The organism is Curtobacterium sp. MCBD17_026 (assembly GCF_003234895.2).
In the GTDB taxonomy this organism is placed as follows: domain Bacteria; phylum Actinomycetota; class Actinomycetes; order Actinomycetales; family Microbacteriaceae; genus Curtobacterium; species Curtobacterium flaccumfaciens.
Window position 1 is genome coordinate 1,137,734 of sequence record NZ_CP126281.1, and the last position, 16,598, is coordinate 1,154,331.

At 71.8% G+C, this 16,598-nt stretch carries 15 protein-coding genes; 8 read left to right on the forward strand and 7 right to left on the reverse strand.

The genetic code is table 11. From position 1 onward, the window contains the following. Nucleotides 1-189: 189 nt before the first annotated feature. Nucleotides 190-1,509 carry an MFS transporter gene (locus DEI85_RS05370; protein WP_111123107.1) on the reverse strand — a complete coding sequence of 440 codons (1,320 nt, stop codon included), beginning with the start codon at nt 1,507-1,509 and terminating at the stop codon, nt 190-192. Between the two features lie 69 nt (nt 1,510-1,578). On the opposite strand from DEI85_RS05370, the gene DEI85_RS05375 reads away from it, so the two are divergent. The 3 genes from DEI85_RS05375 to DEI85_RS05385 all read left to right on the forward strand — a co-directional run bounded on the left by DEI85_RS05375 (nt 1,579) and on the right by DEI85_RS05385 (nt 5,108). After that, the gene (locus DEI85_RS05375; protein ID WP_110859255.1) at nt 1,579-1,950 is read left to right on the forward strand and encodes an FKBP-type peptidyl-prolyl cis-trans isomerase; all 372 of its coding nucleotides are present in this window, start codon (nt 1,579-1,581) and stop codon (nt 1,948-1,950) included. Further along, nucleotides 1,950-2,786: an aldo/keto reductase gene (locus tag DEI85_RS05380; protein WP_110859256.1), complete on the forward strand. Its 837-nt coding sequence runs from the start codon at nt 1,950-1,952 to the stop codon at nt 2,784-2,786. Before DEI85_RS05375 ends, DEI85_RS05380 begins: the two co-directional genes overlap by 1 nt. Before the next feature lie 78 nt (nt 2,787-2,864). Further along, the gene (locus DEI85_RS05385) at nt 2,865-5,108 is read left to right on the forward strand and encodes a HelD family protein (protein WP_258376258.1); all 2,244 of its coding nucleotides are present in this window, start codon (nt 2,865-2,867) and stop codon (nt 5,106-5,108) included. Between the two features lie 150 nt (nt 5,109-5,258). Here the strand turns inward: DEI85_RS05385 and DEI85_RS05390 are convergent, their stop codons facing one another. The 3 genes from DEI85_RS05390 to DEI85_RS05400 are packed head-to-tail and all read right to left on the reverse strand — an operon-like array spanning nt 5,259 to nt 7,743. After that, nucleotides 5,259-5,528, reverse strand: coding sequence for a protealysin inhibitor emfourin (locus DEI85_RS05390; RefSeq protein WP_110859258.1), 270 nt, complete (start codon nt 5,526-5,528; stop codon nt 5,259-5,261). A gap of 29 nt (nt 5,529-5,557) precedes the next feature. Then, a complete protein-coding gene (locus DEI85_RS05395; RefSeq protein WP_111123109.1) occupies nt 5,558-6,607 on the reverse strand; it encodes a M4 family metallopeptidase in 1,050 nt (349 codons plus the stop codon). 59 nt (nt 6,608-6,666) lie between these two features. Continuing rightward, nucleotides 6,667-7,743 (reverse strand): glycoside hydrolase family 6 protein, encoded by a 1,077-nt coding sequence (locus tag DEI85_RS05400; RefSeq protein WP_181436303.1) that lies wholly within the window; start codon nt 7,741-7,743, stop codon nt 6,667-6,669. A gap of 182 nt (nt 7,744-7,925) precedes the next feature. On the opposite strand from DEI85_RS05400, the gene DEI85_RS05405 reads away from it, so the two are divergent. The 3 genes from DEI85_RS05405 (at nt 7,926) to DEI85_RS05415 (ending at nt 9,674) form a co-directional block, all read left to right on the forward strand. Continuing rightward, on the forward strand, nt 7,926-8,375 hold the full coding sequence (locus DEI85_RS05405; RefSeq protein WP_110859261.1) for a VanZ family protein: 450 nt from the start codon (nt 7,926-7,928) through the stop codon (nt 8,373-8,375). A gap of 100 nt (nt 8,376-8,475) precedes the next feature. Further along, nucleotides 8,476-8,745: a 30S ribosomal protein S15 gene (gene rpsO / locus DEI85_RS05410; RefSeq protein WP_017885935.1), complete on the forward strand. Its 270-nt coding sequence runs from the start codon at nt 8,476-8,478 to the stop codon at nt 8,743-8,745. Between the two features lie 311 nt (nt 8,746-9,056). Next, entirely contained in the window at nt 9,057-9,674 is a 618-nt protein-coding gene (locus DEI85_RS05415; protein ID WP_111123111.1) for a CE1759 family FMN reductase, read from the forward strand. 19 nt (nt 9,675-9,693) lie between these two features. Here the strand turns inward: DEI85_RS05415 and DEI85_RS05420 are convergent, their stop codons facing one another. Further along, a complete protein-coding gene (locus DEI85_RS05420) occupies nt 9,694-10,899 on the reverse strand; it encodes a coiled-coil domain-containing protein (RefSeq protein ID WP_111123112.1) in 1,206 nt (401 codons plus the stop codon). A 281-nt stretch (nt 10,900-11,180) separates the two neighbouring features. Between DEI85_RS05420 and DEI85_RS05425 the strand changes: the two genes are divergently transcribed. After that, a complete protein-coding gene (locus DEI85_RS05425; RefSeq protein ID WP_111123113.1) occupies nt 11,181-13,460 on the forward strand; it encodes a polyribonucleotide nucleotidyltransferase in 2,280 nt (759 codons plus the stop codon). Between the two features lie 201 nt (nt 13,461-13,661). Here the strand turns inward: DEI85_RS05425 and DEI85_RS05430 are convergent, their stop codons facing one another. Together DEI85_RS05430 and DEI85_RS05435 are read right to left on the reverse strand one after the other, a co-directional pair. Further along, on the reverse strand, nt 13,662-14,189 hold the full coding sequence (locus DEI85_RS05430) for a YbhB/YbcL family Raf kinase inhibitor-like protein (protein WP_111123114.1): 528 nt from the start codon (nt 14,187-14,189) through the stop codon (nt 13,662-13,664). 170 nt (nt 14,190-14,359) lie between these two features. Beyond that, nucleotides 14,360-15,007 (reverse strand): TetR/AcrR family transcriptional regulator, encoded by a 648-nt coding sequence (locus DEI85_RS05435; RefSeq protein WP_110859266.1) that lies wholly within the window; start codon nt 15,005-15,007, stop codon nt 14,360-14,362. A 251-nt stretch (nt 15,008-15,258) separates the two neighbouring features. On the opposite strand from DEI85_RS05435, the gene DEI85_RS05440 reads away from it, so the two are divergent. Then, on the forward strand, nt 15,259-16,593 hold the full coding sequence (locus DEI85_RS05440) for a M16 family metallopeptidase (RefSeq protein WP_111123115.1): 1,335 nt from the start codon (nt 15,259-15,261) through the stop codon (nt 16,591-16,593). The last annotated feature ends 5 nt before the right edge of the window (nt 16,594-16,598 follow it).

Sequence of the window (16,598 nt, forward strand, 5' to 3'; positions counted from 1 at the left end):
GCGGTCCTGGAGGCGCGGTGCGGGCCCGCCTCGCGCCTCCGGTCCTGGGGTGGTCGCGTCCCACCCGCAGCCCGCGTAGCCGAGTCTCGCCCCGGCGGACAGTCTCCCGCGCGTTCGGCCGCGGAACTGTCCGCGTAGCCGAGTCTCGGCGAGGCGAGTCGAGGCGACCCGACCGCACCGCACCGCCCGTCAATTGGCGTGGGGGTGCAGCGCGTCGTAGCGGCGGAACGACGGGACCACCCGGAGGAGCAGCGCGACGAGGCCGATGATGAGCACGCCGCCGATGACCGGCGGGTACGCGATGCCGGCCGCGACGACCAGGCCGGCGTACAGGTCGCCGAGCCGCGGGCCGCCCGTGACCACCACGATGAAGATGCCCTGCAGCCGACCGCGCATGCCGTCCGGCGATGCCGCCTGCAGGATCGTGTTCCGGAACACCGAGCTGACGTTGTCCGCGCCGCCGGCCATCGCCAGGAACAGCGCCGCGAGCCCGAGTGCCGGCAGGATCTCGACGCCGAACGCTTCGCCCGAGCGGCCGCCGAGCACGTGCGCCAGCGCGATGACCACACCGAACGCCGCGATCGCGCCGCCGTACGCGGTGATGGCCCAGCCGACGGCCTCACCCTGGCGTCGGACGTGCCCGAGCGGCCCGGAGAACACGCTCGACAGCAGCGCCCCGATCGCGTACGCGGCGGTCAGGGTCCCGACGGTGATCGACCCACCGCCGATGACGAGCGCGCCGATCGCGGGGAACAGCACACGCGGCTGCCCGAAGGTCATCGCGACGATGTCGAGCACGAACGTCATCGTGATGTTGCGTGACCGCCGCAGGAACTTCGCGCCCTCGATGAGCGAGCCGAGCCCGGGCCGCAGTGCGTCGTGGTCGGCGGCCATCCGGGGCAGCGTGAACACCCCGAGGAACGCGAACGTGAAGAGCACGACGTCGATCGTGTAGGTCGGCGCGAACCCGACGCTCGCGATGAGCACGCCCGCTATCGCCGGACCGACGGTGACCTGGAACCCCGACGCGATCCCGCCCAGGGCGCTCGCCGCGGGCAGCAGGTCGGTGCCGACGAGCCGCGGGACGATGGCGGAGCGGGAGGCATTACTGACGGTGGCGGCCACGGCGTTGACCGTCGCGAGCACGTAGAGCAGTGCGACGCTGTGCAGGTCGAGCCAGGCGTGCGTGGCGATCAGGGCGACGGCGACCCACGCGATGATCGACGACACGAGCGCGACGAGGCGTCGGTCGAAGGCGTCCGCGAGCATGCCGCCGTACAGGCCGGCGACGATCATCGGCACGAGCGCGATGACACCCACCAGGGCCACGGCGAAGGTCGAGCGGGTGATCTCGTAGACCTCGAGCCCGACGGCGACGGTGGTCATCTGGGTACCGATGCCGGCGATCGCGGTGCCGGCCCAGAGGCGGGCGAAGGCGGGGGAGCGGCGGAGCGGGGTGAGGTCGGCGAGCAGGCGGCGGCGCGGCGGTGCGGGAGTCGATGGTGTCACGGTGGAACCATTCTGCGGGCTGGACGCTCGTTGCGCGTTCCCGGTGCGCGCTCTGGTTGACTGATCGGCATGACTGACCTGAACAGCAAGCCCGAGTTCGACGCCCCCGAGGGTCCCGCCCCCACCGAGCTCGTCATCACCGACATCGTCGAGGGTTCCGGCGAGGAAGCGTCGTCCGGCTCGACCGTCAAGGTCCACTACGCCGGCGTCGAGTACGAGACCGGCGAGGAGTTCGACAGCTCCTGGAACCGCGGCGAGCCCATCGACTTCCCGCTCGCGGCCCTGGTGCGCGGCTGGCAGGAGGGCATCCCCGGCATGAAGGTCGGCGGCCGACGCAAGCTCGTCGTCCCGCCGGAGCTCGCCTACGGACCCGCCGGCGGTGGCCACTTCCTGTCCGGCAAGACCCTCATCTTCGTGATCGACCTGCTCGGGGTCCGCTGATGCAGGTCGGCGCCCCGACGATCGAGCTGAACGACGGCCACCGTTTTCCGGAGCTCGGCCTCGGCACCTACGGCCTCAACGGCGACGAGGGCGCGGCGGCGGTCGGCACCGCGATCACGAGCGGCTACCGGCTGCTCGACACGGCGCTGAACTACGGCAACGAGGACGCCGTCGGCCGCGCCGTCCGCGAGTCCGAGGTGGCACGCGAGGACCTCGTCGTCACGTCGAAGCTGCCCGGCCGGCACCACGGCTACGACGAGGCACACCGCTCGATCGACGAGACCCTCGGCAACCTGGGGCTCGACCACGTCGACCTGTACCTGATCCACTGGCCGAACCCGTCGGTGGACAAGTTCGTCGACACCTGGAAGGCGTTCGTCGACCTCCGTGACAGCGGCAAGGTCCGCTCGATCGGCGTCTCGAACTTCACGCCGGAGCACCTCCGCCGGATCGTCGACGCCACCGGGGTCGCCCCGGCCGTCAACCAGGTGGAGCTGCACCCGTACTTCCCCCAGGCGGAACTGCGGAAGGTGCACCAGGAGCTCGGCATCGTGACCGAGAGCTGGAGCCCGCTCGCGAAGCGGTCGGAACTGCTCACCGAGCAGCCGATCGTCGACGCCGCCGCCGCGCACGGTGTGGCCCCCGGCCAGGTCGTGCTGCGCTGGCACGTCCAGCTCGGTGCCGTGCCGGTGCCGAAGTCGGGAGACGCCGCCCGCCAGAAGGAGAACCTCGACGTCTTCGGCTTCGAGCTGACCGACGACGAGGTGCAGGCGATCTCCGCGCTCGAGCGCGGTCGCCTGTGGGACGGCGACCCGGACACGCACGAAGAGATGTGACTCCGACGCGACCCTTCGGGGACAGCGGGGCTCCCGGTGGGCAGTACACTGGTTCCCCCTCTTCCCGAAGGGTTGCGTGTGTCCGAACCGACCGAGATCGACCGTGAACGCGGCTACGTCGACGGCCTCTTCCGTCGTCTCGACGAGCTGACCGCCGAGGCCGAGCAGCGCCTCGCCGAGACCCGCCGACAGGCGGTCGGCGGGAACCACCAGAGCCGCAGCGAGCGCGACGCGTACGCGCGGCTCTACGAGGACACCGTCGCGACGCTCGAGCGGGTGGGCGACCGTCTGGTCTTCGGCCGGCTCGAGGTCGCCGAACCCGAGAGCACCGACGACACCTTCCGGTACATCGGCCGCGTGGGACTGCGCGACGCCGAGCACCGGCCGCTGCTGCTCGACTGGCGCGTCCCCGGCGCCAGTGCCTTCTACCAGGCCACCGCCGCGCACCCGATGGGCATGCGGTCCCGCCGGCACCTGTCCCTGCAGGGTCGACGGGTGGTCGGCGTCGAGGACGAGGTGTTCGACGCCTCGCTCTACGACGACGAGCGCACCCACCTGCAGGGCGAGGGAGCGCTGCTCGCCGCGGTCACCGCCGAGCGCACCGGCCGGATGACCGACATCGTCGCGACGATCCAGGGCGAGCAGGACCGCATCATCCGCTCCCCGCTCGAGGGCGTGCTCATCGTGCAGGGCGGCCCCGGCACCGGCAAGACCGCCGTGGCGCTGCACCGGGCCGCCTACCTGCTCTACTCGTACCGCGAGCGGCTGCGGGGATCCGGCGTGCTCATGGTCGGTCCGTCTCCGGCGTTCCTGACGTACATCGAGCAAGTGCTCCCGTCGCTCGGCGAGACCGGTGTCGTGATGGCGTCGCTCGGCTCGCTCTACCCGGGCGTGCACGCGACGACGCACGACACCCGCGACGTCGCCGCCGTGAAGGGTGCCGCGCAGACGGCGTCGCTCCTGCGCCGCGCGGTGCGCTCGCGCCAGGTCGTGCCGACCGAGTCGGTCACGCTCGACATCGAGGGCGAGCGGCTCGTCGTCCCGCCGCAGCTCGTCGCCGACGCGATGAAGCGTGCGCAGGACCGCGGCAAGCCGCACAACGCCGCCCGCGTCACGTTCAACAAGATCGCCCTCGACGCGATGACCCGCCTGCTCGCCGAGCAGCTGCGGGAGCGCGGTACCACGGTGGACGAGGCCGACGAGAAGGTCCTGCGCGAGGACATCCGGAGTTCGTACGACGCCCGGGTGCTGCTCAACACCGCGTGGTTGCCGTTGCCGCCGGAGAAGTTCCTCGAGGACCTCTACGCCCGGCCGAACTGGCTCGCCTCGCTCACCCCCGACTGGACCCCGGAACGCCGTGCCCTGCTGCAGCGCGCCCGCGGCACGGCCTGGACCGTCGAGGACGTCCCCCTGCTCGACGAGGCCGCCGAACTGCTCGGCCCGTTCGACCCGACCGGCGGCGCCGCCAAGCGCGCGGCGAAGGCCAGCCGGAACCGCGACATCGAGAACGCCCGCCAGGCCATCGAGAACATGGGTGTCGAGGGCATCGTCAGCGCCGAGCAGGTCGCCGGCTCGTTCGCCGAGGGCGGCGACCCCCGCTCCACGGCCGAGCGCGCCGCCGACGACCGCGAGTGGACCTACGGGCACATCGTCGTCGACGAGGCGCAGGAGCTGTCGCCGATGCAGTGGCGCGTGCTCGCCCGCCGCAACCCGCTGCGCTCGTTCACGATCGTCGGCGACATGGCGCAGGGTTCCTCGCCGGGTGCCGCACGCACCTGGGACGACGTCATCGGAGCGCTCGCGCGTCGCCGCCGCGGCCGTGCGCCGCAGGTGCCGCTCGACCACCGCATCGAGCAGCTCACGGTGAACTACCGCACCCCCCGCTCCATCGTCGAGGCCGCCGGGGCCTTCGCGGACAGCGCCGGCCTCACGGTCACCCGCAACGAGGCCGTGCGCGACGGCGACCCCGTCGAGCGCGTCCGCGTCGCCCGGGCCGACCTACTCGACACCGTCGTGGCGGTCGCCGACGCCGAGCGTGCCCGGATCGGCTCCGGCACCATCGGCGTCATCGTCCCCGAGTCCCAGGTCGACACGATCCGGCAGCGGCTCGCCCGCACCGAGGCGGACGTCCGGGGGCTCGCCTCGCCGAACGCCGGCTCGCTCACGGTGCTGACGGGTGCGGACGCCAAGGGCCTGGAGTTCGACGGCGTGCTGCTCGTCGACCCGGACGGCGTGGGGGCCGATGCCGCCCGTGCCGCCGCCGCGGTGTACGTCGCGATGACGCGTCCGACCCGTCGCCTGACGGTCATCGACGTCGACTGACGGTCGTGTGCGCGTCCCCGCGCGCTTCGTGAGCAGGAACGGTCGGGCCCGCCGGTCCCACGCGACCGTTCCTGCGCACGATCGATGGGTGGTGGCGTCACCGCGGGGCGGACAGGAGGCCCGGTGCGGGCCCGCCACGGGCCTCCCGGCTCAGGTCGGGTCGCCCTCGGAGCGCACACGCGCGACCAGGTCGGCCCACGGACCGTCGAGGCGGCGACCCGGGATCGTCACGGTGGTGCGCTCGACGGTGATCGTCCAGTTGAAGTCGTCGGGGACGGGCGGTGCCGTCGGCGCCGGGGTGCGCTGCAGCGCATCGACGACGTCGGACCACGCCGTGGGGTCGCCGCTCGTGTCGGTGTCGACCCGCCAGCGCCGTGTGGTGCCGGCGAAGCCACCGGAGCGGCGGACCTCGATGCGCATGCCCCCGACGCTACGCCCGGGTGGCGCGATCAGTCGAGCACGCCCACCCGCTGCCAGGCCTGACGCACCGCGGTCTGCTCGGCGGAGCCGTCCCCGAACCGTCGCCCGGCCGCGTCGACGGTGACGGTGGCGAAGCCCGCGAAGTCGACCGAGGCAGTCACCTCGGGCGACGTCAGGGCGTCCCACCAGACGGCACCGGCGCCCAGCCAGGCGGGGCCGCCGATGGCCGTGGCCACCAGGAAGAACGCGTGGTTCGGGATGCCGGAGTTCGTGTGGACGCCGCCGGCGTCGTCGGTGGTGACGACGAACCCGTCCATGGTCGCCGGTTGCGGGTCCTTCCCGAGCACCGGGTCGTCGTACGCGGTACCGGGGGCGCGCATCGACCGGAGCGCGTCGCCCTGCACGGCGTCGGTGAACAGCCCCTCGCCGATGAGCCAGCTCGCCTGCTCCGCCGTCTGCCCCGCCGCGTACTGGGCGACCAGGGAGCCGAAGACGTCGCTGATCGACTCGTTGAGGGCGCCCGACTGGCCCTGGTAGGTCAGGTCGGCGGTGTACTGCGTGACGCCGTGCGCGAGCTCGTGGCCGATGACGTCGAGCGCGACGGTGAAGCGGCGGAACACCTCGTCGTCGCCGTCGCCGAACACCATCCGGCTGCCGTCCCAGTAGGCGTTGTCGTAGTCCTGGCCGTAGTGCACGGTCGCGTCGAGGGGGAGTCCGGCACCGTCGATCGACACCCGGTCGAAGACCTCGAGCCAGAAGGCGTGCGTGGCGCCCAGGCCCGCGTAGGCCTCGTCGACCGCGGCGTCACCGGAGTCGGCGTCGCCCTCGAGCCGGACGACGGTGCCGGGCAGCGTCGTGGTGCCGTGCGCGTCGGTGATCGTCCGCTGCGGGGAGCGGTCGACGGCACCGCTGACGCCGCGCGGTGCGAGCAGGTGCTCGTGCTTCGGCGCCTGCACGGCGTCGAGCGAGGCCAGTGCGGTGCGTGCCGCCGAGGCCGCCCGGGGGAATGCCTGGGCGTCGGCGACGGCGCGGAGCAGGTAGGGCGGGACGACGGAGCGGATGCGGTCGGTCGCGGTCATGCGCACATGCAACCACCGGGCACCGACACGGTCCTGCGCGGGCCGTCTCCGTGACGTGGTCAGTCGCGCTTGCGGTGCTCGACCAGGGCCAGCGCGTACGACTCCCACCACTGGCCGGCAGCGGGGCCGCCGTTGCAGGTGCCGTCGCTGAGCCCCGGCGTCTTCACCCAGAGCAGGGCGTCGAGCCGGGTGCTGCCGCCGGTGACGTGCGGCTCCTGGCCGAGGCCGGCGCCCTCGGGGTTGCACCAGGTTCCCCGCCACCCCTGCCCGTTGCGGGAGACGTCGACGACGAAGTGCGGGTCGCCACCGATCGCGTCGGCGAGCTCGTCCGCGTACGCGCGCTCCTGGTCGACGCGGTAGAAGTTCGATACGTTCGTGAAGAACCCCTGCACCTCGTCGACGCCGGCCTGCCGCAGCCAGTCCGCCATGGTGGCGGTCGGCACACGGTTCTCGTTGCCACCGTCCAGGTACACGGTGAGCCCGTGGCCGGTCAGCGCGTCGACGGCCTTCCGCAGCAGGGGCAGGCGTGCGTCGCGCAGTCGCTCGCAGTTCTGGATCTGGGCGATCGAGTCGGGTTCGACGAGCACGACGGCGTGCGAGCCGGCCATCGCCCGGACGGCGGACCGGACCCACGGCAGGTAGGCGTCGTCCTCGGTGCCGCCCTTGGAGTAGCTGCCGCAGTCGCGGTCCGGGATGTTGTAGAGGACGAACACGGGGGTGCCGCCACGTTCCTCCGCCGTGCTGACCACCGACCGGATCGTCGAGCGGGTCTCGGCCCGCGAGGTGTTCGTCAGCCAGGTCGCGATCGGCTGGTCGGCGATCACGGCGATCTGCTCGGCGGTCGCGGCGTCGCCCTCGGCCCGTGCCTGTCGCTCGCGGATGCCGGCCTGGTTCACGGCGGTCGGCTGGCGCGCGAGCCCGCCCGGGAACGCCTCGGCCGCGGTCTTCCGCTCGGCGACGGTGCGCCCGCTCGGGGTGGCGTCGCCGTCCGGCTGGCCGCCGCTCCACGGGCCGACGACCACGAGCGTCGTGACGACCGCGGCGACGACGACGGCGGCGACGGTGATCCACCCCCACTGCCGCAGGCCGCCGGTGCGGTTGCGGCGTGGGGTGTCGGGTGCCTCGTGCTCCGGCATGCTGCGGTGCTCCTGATCTGCCCGTGCGGTGTCGGTGGTGTGGGCACCGATCGCGCCCCGACCCATGCTGACAGGTGCGGGGGAGTCCTGACCAGCGCCGATGCGCGATCCCCCAGGAGTCGTACCGCCCGCTGACAGGAGCGCTCCAGCGACCGGCCAGGACCGTGCAGCACACTGTCCGGATGTTCCGTCGACTCCTCCTCCTCGCCCTGACCGCGGGCTACGCCTGGGTGATCTGGCGGATGACGCTGACCCCGCAGGTCTTCACCTCGGCCCAGAACTCGCTCGTGCTGCATGCGATCGCCTGGGTGCAGCAGCTGCCGCACGGTGCGTGGTTCACGTACGAGCGCACCGAGTTCCTCGCCAACATCGCGATGTTCGTGCCGGTGGGGGTGCTCGCGGCGCTGTGGCTGCCCCGGCGCTGGTGGATCCTCGGCGCGCTCGTCGCGGTCGCGCTGTCCACGGGCATCGAGTTCGCGCAGGCCACCTACCTGCCGTACCGCGTCGCGGACCCGCGCGACGTGCTGTCGAACGGCCTCGGCGGACTGCTCGGCGCGACGCTGGTCGGACTCGTCCGCAGTCTGCTGCCGGAGCGTCGCCGACGACGCCGTCTGCGCCCCAGGACCGCCTAGGACTCTGGTAGTCTTGTGCGGTTGCCGTCGAACGGCCGCGGACAAAGAGCGCTCGTGCATCAGGCACGGGCACCGCGCAACGGACAGGAAGGGGATCACCATGGCACTTGACGCACAGGTCAAGCAGGAGATCATCGAAGAGTACGCGACCCACCCGGGCGACACCGGATCCCCCGAGGTCCAGGTCGCCGTTCTGACGCGTCGCATCAACGACCTGAACGAGCACCTCAAGGAGCACAAGCACGACCACCACTCGCGTCGTGGCCTGCTCCTCATGGTCGGTCAGCGTCGCCGTCTCCTCGGTTACCTCTCCGACGTCGACATCGCCCGCTACCGCACGCTCATCGAGCGCCTCGGCCTGCGTCGCTAGTCGACCGATACACGCTTGACCGAACGCCCCGGACCTCTTCGTGAGGACCGGGGCGTTCTTCGTTCCCGGGGTGTTCGACGCTCGGCGGGGGCCGCGCTCCGTCCTCGGTCGGTCACGACACGTCGCCCGCGCTCGTGCGGCGGTCACGATTCGTCGATTACCGCGGTCTCACGCGACACTTCGCGACCGCTCCGCAGTCAGCACGCGGGGAGTCGTGACCGATCGGCACGCCGCTCGGCGCGGGAATGGTTGCGACGACGACCCGGTTGAATGCTATGTTCATGCAAACGCATCGAAAGTCGGGAAGCATCATGACCACCATCGCCGTCGTCTCCGCCGGACTCTCCGAGCCCAGCTCCACCCGCCTGCTCGCCGACCGTCTCGGGGAGGCCGCCGTCGCGTCGCTCGTCGCCGAGGGCACCCCGGCACACGTCGTGCACGTCGAGCTCCGGCCGCTCGCGCACGAGATCACCGACGCGATGCTCACCGGCTTCGCGGCCCCGGCGCTCTCTGCAGCGATGGCCGCCGTGGTCGAGGCCGACGCCGTCGTGTTCGTCACGCCGATCTTCACCGCGGGCGTCAGCGGACTGGCGAAGTCGTTCCTGGACGTGCTCGACAAGGACTCGATGGCCGACATGCCCGTTCTGCTCGGGGCCACCGGCGGGACCTCGCGCCACTCCCTCGCGATCGACCACGCCCTCCGGCCGGTCTTCGCGTACCTGCGCGCGGCGATCGTCCCCACCGGGGTCTTCGCCGCGACCGACGACTGGGGGACCGACGGTGACGCGGCCGCCCTGGACGGTCGCATCCGCCGGGCCGGAGCCGATCTGGCCTGGGCGATCCGGGCCTCCAGGCGGGCGCCGCAGGAAGCCGACGCGCTCCCCGCGACCGCGGACTTCGCGAGCCTGCTCGGCGGCCTCGGTCACTGACCCCCGGTCCGCCCCTGGCTCAGTACCAGTGCGGGTCGACGCTCATCTCGTGGCCCCACGCCCCGCAGGGTGAGCCGTAGGCGCTCTTGATGTACGCGAGCCCCCAGTCGATCTGCGTGTTCGCGTTGGTGCGCCAGTCGGCTCCGGCGACCGCCATCTTCTCGGCCGGCAGCGACTGCGGGATCCCGTAGGCGCCGCTCGAGGCGTTCAGGGCGTTCGCCCGCCACCCGGACTCCTGCGTCCAGAGCGACACCAGGCACGAGAACTGGTCGGAGCCCCACCCGTACGACCCGAGCGCGCTCCGTGCGTAGGCCTGTGCGGCCGCGGGGTCCACGGCGACGCCCCCGGTGCTCGGGTAGGACGAGCCGGTGCCGCCGCTCGTCGCGCCGCCGCTGCCGGCGTTCGCCGCGGCAGTGTTCGCCGCAGCCTCGGCCGCCGCCGCTGCGGCCCGCTTGCGCTGCTGCTCCGCCTTCTGCGCGGCGACCCGCTGGCCGAGCTCGTACCCGGCCTCCTGCTTCGCGGTGCTGTCCTTGAGCGACGCGAGCTGCGCGTACAGCTCGTCGCTGTGCTGCTCCGTCGACTCGACGGCGGCGTCCGCCGCCTGTTCCGCCGCCTTCGCCGCGGCCGAGCGTTCCTCGGCCGCCTGCGCGCGCGTCGCGCGTTCCGTCTCGGCCCGCTCGGCCTGCTCGTGCAGCGACGACGCCGTGCCGGCCGCGACGGACGCCTCGTCCATGACGCCGGACCAGGTCTCCGACAGCTGGTCGAGCGCGCCGAGCTGGTAGAGCAGCTGGTCGGGGTTCTCCGCGGTCGCGATGCGGGTGGTCATCTGGTTCGTGCTGCCGTCGCGGTACAGGTTCGCGGCCAGTTGGCCGGCCCGCTGCTGGGCACGGTCCGCCGTCTCGCTCGCGTGCTGCGCCTGGGCCTGGAGGCTCGTGGCGGCCTGGGCGGCCGCCACCGACTCCGCCTCGGCCGCGTCCGCCTTCGACGAGGCCACCAGGGCGGCCTGCGACTTCGCGGCTGCTTCGTCCTGCGCCGACCGGAGCGCAGCCTGCACCTTCTGCACCTCGGCGCGCTTCGCGGTCTCGTTGCCCTTGGCGCGCTGGACGTCCTGCCACGTGGGGTACTCGGTGGCGTTCGCGGGGGCAGCGGTCAGGGCCGGGGCGACGAGCGCGCCGACGACCACGGCGGCCGCGACGAGCACGCCCCGTGAGGGGGTGAGACGCATGGCGGCAGGCTACCGATGTTCACCAGCAGTCCAGCGAGCCGCGCCGCCCACAGCCTGAGGACTGGTAAAGTCCATCGTGTCCGAGGACTCATTCCCCGGACGTCACACACAACACTGCGCAGGCCGGGCACGGAGCTGGTCATCGGTGGTGGCTCGCGGGCCGGAACGGTTTCCCGAGTGCTTCTACTGCTGGCCAGACATGCGTCCGGAACGATCGGCGCGCACGCACCATCGAGTGCCGTCGCCATGGCCTGCCGGAAACACATCAAGGAGGCGCCCTTTTGGAGGGTCCCGAGATCAAGTTCGCCGAAGCCGTCATCGACAACGGCAAGTACGGCAAGCGCACCGTCCGGTTCGAGACCGGTCGGCTCGCACAGCAGGCCCAGGGCGCGGTCGCCGCGTACCTGGACGAGGAAACGATGCTCCTCTCGGCCACCAGCGCCGGCAAGCACCCGCGTGAGGGCTTCGACTTCTTCCCGCTGACCGTCGACGTCGAGGAGCGCTCCTACGCCGCCGGCAAGATCCCCGGTTCGTTCTTCCGCCGCGAAGGCCGTCCGTCGACCGAGGCCATCCTCGTGTGCCGTCTCATCGACCGGCCGCTGCGTCCGTCGTTCGTCGACGGCCTGCGCAACGAGGTGCAGATCGTCATCACCGTCCTGAGCATCGCTCCGGACGAGTTCTACGACGCGCTGGCGATCAACGCCGCGTCCGCGTCGACGCAGATCTCCGGTCTGCCGTTCTCCGGCCCGATCGCCGGTGTGCGCCTCGCGCTCATCGGTGACCAGTGGGTCGCGTTCCCGAAGGCCTCGCAGCTCGCCGACGCCGTGTTCGACCTGACCGTCGCCGGTCGTGTCGTCACGGACGAGGCCGGCAACGAGGACGTCGCGATCATGATGGTCGAGGCCGAAGCCACCGAGTACGCCTGGGACCTCATCCAGGGCGGCGCCACCAAGCCCGACGAGGCCATCGTCGCCCAGGGCCTCGAGGCGGCGAAGCCGTTCCTCAAGTCCCTCGTCGACGCCCAGGCCAAGCTCGCCGCGCAGTCGGCCAAGGAGATCCAGGACTACCCGGTCTTCCCGCCCTACGCGCCCGAGGTCTACTCGGCCGTCGAGGCCCTCGCGCTCTCCGAGCTCGGTGACGTCTACAAGATCGCCGCCAAGACCGAGCGTCAGGACGCCGACGACGCGCTCAAGTCGCGCGTCAAGGAGGCCATCGCCGCCAAGGTCGAGGCCGGCGAGCTGCCGACCGAGGCCAACGGCCAGGTCAGCGCCGCGTACAAGTCGGTCACGAAGAAGGTCGTCCGCGGCCGCATCCTGACCGAGCAGGTCCGCATGGACGGTCGCGGCCTCGCCGACATCCGTCCGCTCGACGCCGAGGTCGCCGTGATCCCGCGTGTCCACGGTTCGGCGATCTTCCAGCGCGGCGAGACGCAGATCCTCGGCGTCACCACGCTGAACATGCTCAAGATGGAGCAGCAGATCGACTCGCTGTCGCCCGTCACGAAGAAGCGCTACCTGCACCACTACAACTTCCCGCCCTACTCGACCGGTGAGACCGGCCGTGTCGGTTCGCCGAAGCGTCGCGAGATCGGGCACGGCTTCCTCGCCGAGCGCGCCCTCGTGCCGGTGCTGCCCTCGCGTGACGAGTTCCCCTACGCCATCCGTCAGGTCTCCGAGGCGCTCAGCTCCAACGGCTCGACCTCGATGGGTTCCGTCTGCGCCTCGACCCTGTCGCTGCTCAACGCCGGTGTGCCCCTCAAGGCCCCGGTCGCCGGCATCGCGATGGGCCTGGTCTCCGACACCGTCGACGGTCAGACCCGCTACGCGGCCCTGACCGACATCCTCGGCGCGGAAGACGCCCTCGGCGACATGGACTTCAAGGTCGCCGGTACCTCGGAGTTCGTCACCGCGATCCAGCTCGACACCAAGCTCGACGGCATCCCGTCGACGGTGCTCGACGCGGCGCTCAAGCAGGCCAAGGAGGCCCGCTCGGCCATCCTCGGTGTGCTGAACGAGGCCATCGACGCCCCCGACGAGATGGCGGACACCGCTCCTCGCGTCATCTCGGTGCAGATCCCCGTCGACAAGATCGGCGAGCTGATCGGCCCGAAGGGCAAGACGATCAACGGCATCCAGGACACCACCGGTGCCGACATCTCGATCGAGGACAACGGCACCGTCTACATCGGCGCCGTCGACGGTCCGTCGGCCGAGGCTGCTCGTGCCCAGGTCAACGCGATCGCCAACCCGACGAACCCGGAGATCGGGGACCAGTTCCTCGGCACCGTCGTGAAGATCGCCACCTTCGGCGCCTTCGTGTCGCTGCTCCCGGGCCGTGACGGTCTGCTCCACGTCTCCGAGGTGCGCAAGCTCGCCGGTGGCAAGCGTGTGGAGAACGTCGAGGACGTGCTCGGCGTCGGCCAGAAGGTCCTGGTCGAGGTCACCAAGGTGGACGACCGCGGCAAGCTGTCGCTCGCGCCGGTCGTGGCCGACGAGACCGAGGGTGACTCCACCTCGGCCGAGACGGTCCGCGCCCACGCCGAGGACCCGGCCGAGGGCTGATCCGCTTTCGCGTCCTGACGCACGAACGGCCGCCGTCCCTTCCGGGGCGGCGGCCGTTCGCCGTTGCGGGGGCGTGCGTGCCTTGGCCGCGTGCGTGCGTTGGCCGCGTGCGTGCTTTCGCGGCCAACGACACCTCACGGGCACGGCGCCGCGTGAACTGTCGTTGGCCGCGAAAGATCGCGGCGCGGTGCCGCGTGCCGGTCAGGCCGCGGGGGTCTCCTGCGTGCCCATGAGCTGCGCGCGCCCGAGCAGGTGCCCGCGGAGCATGAAGCCCACGACCGCGGGGGTCGCGTCGGCGGGGACCTCGAGCACGGGGACGTCGAGGGCGCTCAGCGTGAAGAAGTAGCGGTGCACACCGTGGCCCGCGGGCGGTGCTGCCCCGAGGAACGTGTCCGTGCCGAACTCGTTGCGGCGGCGGAGTGCCTCGGCGGGCAGCAGGGCGTCGTCGGTGCCGGCGCCTGCGGGGAGCGAGGTCGCCGAGCCCGGGATGTCGGTCAGGCTCCAGTGCCAGAAGCCGGAGCCGGTCGGGGCATCGGGGTCGTAGACGGTCAGGACGAAGCTCTTCGTGCCCTCGGGCGCGTCCGACCACTCGAGTGCGGGGGAACGGTCCTCACCGCCGACGTCGGAGCCGCGTGCCGAGGTGGGCAGCTCGCCTCCGTCGGTGAACTCGGGGCTCGTCAGGGTGAAGGACGGGACGTCGGGCAGGTTCCAGTTGGGGTCGTTGGCCATGACCCAAGCCAACACCCGCCGGCTCGGGCTGCGCTCGGTGCGCGCGCTGGGCTGTGGGAGTTCGCACGCGACGGCCTAGAGGCACGGTACGGGCCCGCCACGGGCCTCCCGTCCGCCCGCGGTCGCCTCGACCGCCCCGCCAGAGCGACAGATCTGGCGACAGCCGGGCGTCAGCCCGCGAGCACCCGGTCGACCACTCGGTTGAGCGCAGCGGTGGCGGCGATCGCGTCACCGGCGTACGCCCCGGCCATCGCACCGTCACGCGCGAGCATGAGCTCGTCGGCACCGTCGCCGGGCAGGGGGTGTCCGGCCTCCTGCAGCAGGGTCGCGAGTCGCTCGGTGTACCAGTCGCGGTGCACGGCGACGACCTGGCGGACCGGGTCGCGCGGGTCGTGGTACTCGGCGGCGGCGTGCAGGAACGCACAGCCGCGGAACGCCGGGTCGTTGACGTCGTCGGCCAGTGCGGCGACCCACGCACGGACGGCCCGGTCGGGGGAGCCGGCGTCCGCGATCAGCTGCTCCATCCGCTCCTGCACGCGCTCGTGCTGGGTGCGGATGTAGGCGAGGATCAGGTTGTCCTTCGACCCGTAGTGCTTGTAGAACGTCGCCTTCGTGACGCTCGCCTCGGAGATGAGGCGGTCGACGCCGACGCTGTGGATGCCCTCTTCGTAGAAGAGTCGCGTGGCGGTCTCGAGGACACGGACCTTCGCGCCGCCGGAGCGGGGAGTCGGGGGGACGCTCGACCCGTCCGGCGACGCGAGGTTCGTGCTCGGGCCGGGGAGACGCTGGACGGCCGGTTGGGGGGAATCGACCGTCACAGCGTGTACTCCTCGGACTCATCGGCTCCGCGACCGGAGTGGGGGGACTCGGTGGTCGCGCAGGACTGATGTCCCGAGCCGCCGGATCGGAACTTAGGGGGGCTTTCGATCCGGCGTGGCCAACAGTAGCACAAGGAGGACAGACAGACGAGTCGGTCTGTCCACACTTTCTGTACCCCACTTCGAGTGGCACGCGACCGAGACCGGGAAACTGGGCGGGAGGCATCGACGGATCAGTAGGCTCGTCTGCGATGAACCAGCCAGTGCCACTGCCGCTCGGGGCCCCGGACACGTCGTTCCTGACGTCCGGCGGGGCCTTCGTCCGTCGCACCGTGCTGCCCTCGGGTGTCCGTGTGCTGACCGAGGCGGTGCCGGGTGCCGCGTCGACGAGCATCGGGTTCTGGGTCGGCGTCGGTTCGCGTGACGAGCGCGACGGGCAGTTCGGGTCGACCCACTTCCTCGAACACCTGCTCTTCAAGGGCACCGAGACCCGATCGGCGCTCGACATCGCCATCGCGTTCGACTCGGTCGGCGGTGAGCACAACGCTGCGACCGCCAAGGAGTACACCTGCTACTACGCACGGGTCCGGGACACCGACGTCCCGATGGCCGTGAACGTCATCGGTGACATGGTCACCCGTTCGGTGCTCGAACCGGACGCCTTCGCCGTCGAGCGCGGGGTCATCCTCGAGGAACTCGCGATGGCCGCTGACGACCCGGCCGACGTCGCGGGCGAGGCCTTCTTCGCCGCGGCCTTCGGCGGACACCCCCTCGGCCGTCCGATCGGGGGGACCCCGGACAGCATCCGGGCGGTCCAGCGCGACGACGTGCTGGCCCACTACCGCGAGCACTACGCACCGAACGGCATCGTCGTGACCGCCGCCGGTGCCGTCGACCACGACCGGTTCTGCGAACTCGTCGCCGGCGTCTTCCACGACGCCCCCGACGCCGAGCCGCTGCCGCGCCGGACGCCCGAGACCGTGGCCGACCCGGTCGAGGCGAAGCTGTCCGTGGTGCACCGCCCCACCGAACAGGTGAGCATGCTCCGCGGCTCGCAGGGCCTCGACCTGCGCGACGACCGCCGTCCCTCCCTCAGCGTCCTGAACGCCGTGCTCGGTGGGGGCATGAGCTCGCGCCTGTTCCAGGAAGTGCGCGAGCGCCGCGGTCTGGCCTACGCGGTGTCGTCGTTCGCCCCGGCCTACCTGGACAACGGCGCCTTCGGTGTCTACGCGGGCTGCGCGCCGGACAACGTGGCCGGTGTCATCGACATCGTCGACGCCGAGTTCCGCCGGATGGTCGACCACGGCATCACCGACGACGAGCTCCGACGTGCCAAGGGCCAGATCGAGGGCGCGCTGACGCTCTCGCTCGAGGACTCCGACGCCCGCATGACCCGCCTCGGCCGCTCCGAGCTCGGCACGGGCGAGTACACCGACCTGTCGACGGCGCTCGAGCGTGTCGACCGCGTCACGACCGACGGCGTGCTCGAACTCGCGCGCGACCTGCTGACCCGGCCGACGATCACCTCGGTCGTCGGTGCCGTGCAGCAGGACGAACTCGCCGCGGCCATCGGGATCGGCAGCTGAGCACG

Coding starts and splice junctions, on each gene's coding strand:
- DEI85_RS05395 (WP_111123109.1), bottom strand. CDS start 6,607: ATGACCGCGACCGACCGCATCCGCTCCGTCGTCCCGCCCTACCTGCTC.
- rpsO (WP_017885935.1), top strand. CDS start 8,476: ATGGCACTTGACGCACAGGTCAAGCAGGAGATCATCGAAGAGTACGCG.
- DEI85_RS05380 (WP_110859256.1), top strand. CDS start 1,950: ATGCAGGTCGGCGCCCCGACGATCGAGCTGAACGACGGCCACCGTTTT.
- DEI85_RS05440 (WP_111123115.1), top strand. CDS start 15,259: ATGAACCAGCCAGTGCCACTGCCGCTCGGGGCCCCGGACACGTCGTTC.
- DEI85_RS05400 (WP_181436303.1), bottom strand. CDS start 7,743: ATGCCGGAGCACGAGGCACCCGACACCCCACGCCGCAACCGCACCGGC.
- DEI85_RS05375 (WP_110859255.1), top strand. CDS start 1,579: ATGACTGACCTGAACAGCAAGCCCGAGTTCGACGCCCCCGAGGGTCCC.
- DEI85_RS05415 (WP_111123111.1), top strand. CDS start 9,057: ATGACCACCATCGCCGTCGTCTCCGCCGGACTCTCCGAGCCCAGCTCC.
- DEI85_RS05420 (WP_111123112.1), bottom strand. CDS start 10,899: ATGCGTCTCACCCCCTCACGGGGCGTGCTCGTCGCGGCCGCCGTGGTC.
- DEI85_RS05430 (WP_111123114.1), bottom strand. CDS start 14,189: ATGGCCAACGACCCCAACTGGAACCTGCCCGACGTCCCGTCCTTCACC.
- DEI85_RS05405 (WP_110859261.1), top strand. CDS start 7,926: ATGTTCCGTCGACTCCTCCTCCTCGCCCTGACCGCGGGCTACGCCTGG.
- DEI85_RS05390 (WP_110859258.1), bottom strand. CDS start 5,528: ATGCGCATCGAGGTCCGCCGCTCCGGTGGCTTCGCCGGCACCACACGG.